The 1,951-nt window shown below is 48.6% G+C and carries 2 protein-coding genes; both read right to left on the reverse strand.

Features of this window, described 5'->3' with window-relative positions; genetic code table 11:
• A partial coding sequence (locus H6S82_RS31275) for a nicotinate-nucleotide adenylyltransferase (RefSeq protein WP_191057338.1) occupies nucleotides 1–497 on the reverse strand: 497 nt, incomplete at its 3' end.
• 61 nt (nucleotides 498–558) lie between these two features.
• On the reverse strand, nucleotides 559–1,944 hold the full coding sequence (locus tag H6S82_RS31280) for a nicotinate phosphoribosyltransferase (RefSeq protein ID WP_191057339.1): 1,386 nt from the start codon (nucleotides 1,942–1,944) through the stop codon (nucleotides 559–561).
• Nucleotides 1,945–1,951 lie beyond the last annotated feature (7 nt).

Raw genomic sequence — 1,951 nt, forward strand, 5'->3', positions numbered from 1 at the left:
TTTTCACGATAAGCTGTAGAGGAAACATCTGGGCTGTTTAGAGATGCGATCGCTACCGACCCTCCCATCTCCCTCAGTGGCTGCAATGCTGTATCTTCTATGGGAATTCCCGGTCGCGGCACTACTAACAGCTGCACTTGCCGCAACAATTCTTCAACTCTATACCAGCGCGGTAGCTGCGTAACCAAATCCGAACCGATGACTAGGGTCAGTTCGGCAAATGGCCATTTTGATTTTGCTTTTGAGAGAGTTTCCAAAGTTCTGGGACTGCTGAGTTCTTGATGCAGACCGATGTTGTGTCGGGGAGGATCGATCGACTCAATCAATAACCTTAACATTGCAGCTCGATGTTGTAATGGTGTTTGGTGAGATTTAAATGGGTTATCTGACGCCCAAACTGCTACCCAATCGTAGTTTTGCGATAGCCAGTTGAGAATTGCTTGATGTCCGGTTGTTGGGGGGTCGGCGCTAGTACCAAAAAGAGCGATTGTGTGCATAGTGAAAAGTCAAAAGTCAAAAGTCAAAAGTCAAAAGTAAGATGCTTTTCTTTCCCGTTCCTCAGTGCCTAACACTTTTCGTTTGTGCCGTTAAACTTAACAGTGCGGCAGAAATTTCTACTGGTGGGGAAATCGGGCGATCGATCTGGCGAGTTTCAATTGGTAAGCTGGCGACAGAAGCGGCTGTGCGCTGGCGAATGCGATTTAAACTTTCTGGCCGCAGTTTTCTACCATCTCGGTAAACTAACTGTAATAAAGGCTGACTTTCTTCTGAATTTTCGTTGACCAATCCCAATTTATCTGACTGCATAATCCCGTTTTCAAACCGACGAAAGATTTGCTTGCGACCGGGATAAGTAGTTTTATTGCTCGACTGTTTCATTGTAGGGATACCATCAATTTCGACAAGTTTGTAAACGCCATTGACGGGCGAACCCGTCACCAGTCGAGTTCCCAACCCATAGCCGTCGATGCAAGCACCGGCATTCTTTAAGCGGGCAATTTCTCTCTCGTCTAAATCGCCGCTGGCAAAAATGGGTACGTCGGGTAAGAGCGATCGCACTTGCTGGGATAATGCTACTAAATCGCCGGAATCTAACCGCACTCCAGACAATTCCATTTCGCCGGCATTTACCTTTTCTGCTAAAGTTTGAGCAGCTGCGATCGCATCGTAAGTATCGATCAATAAAGGTGCGCCCGGAAAATAGCGGTGAAACGCTGCAAATGCCTCCGCCTCGCTACCCGATGTTGCCGTTAATGCCATCACTAAAGAATGAGCCATCGTACCGCTGGGCTTTTGACCCAGCTTTACAGCAGCCAGCACGTTCGATGTCGCATCCAAGCCAGCTGCTAAAGCCGCACGAGCTGCCCAGACTGAGGCTTGCGGACTAAAGGCGCGTCTGGTGCCGAATTCCAGCAGCGTTGCTTGTTTTCCCGCCACATCCCGGATTCTTGCCGCTTTTGTGGCAATTAAGGTTTGATAATTGATTGTATTTAATAGATAAGTTTCCACCAACTGAGCTTGCCACAGGGGTGCTTCTACTCGCAACAGCGGTTCGTTGGCAAACACAGCCGTCCCTTCCGGTACTGCCCACACATCCCCACTGAAGCGGGCTTCTGCTAGTAGCGACCAAAATTTTGCGGGTGCTAGATGGAATATTCCCGTCGCCTGTAATGCTTGTATCTGTTTTGGGGTGAAGCGGAATTTCTCTAAATAGTCTAAGGCTTGTTGCAAGCCCATTGCGATTAGGTAGCCAAAGTTTTCTGGGAGTCGGCGTACAAATAGCTCGAAGCTTGCTTGTCTTGTATCTAAACCTTCGCCTGCGTAGCACGCTGCCATTGTCAGCTGATACAGGTCGGTCAGAAGGCTCATGTCTTCCGAACATAGCGTCAGTTCGTTATCTTCTGTGCTTTCGGTTCTGTCAAGATTGGCGGCTAGCAAGCTCATCCGGTCG

Origin of the sequence: Planktothrix sp. FACHB-1355, assembly GCF_014748295.1 — a bacterium.
GTDB lineage: Bacteria > Cyanobacteriota > Cyanobacteriia > Cyanobacteriales > Aerosakkonemataceae > Aerosakkonema > Aerosakkonema funiforme_A.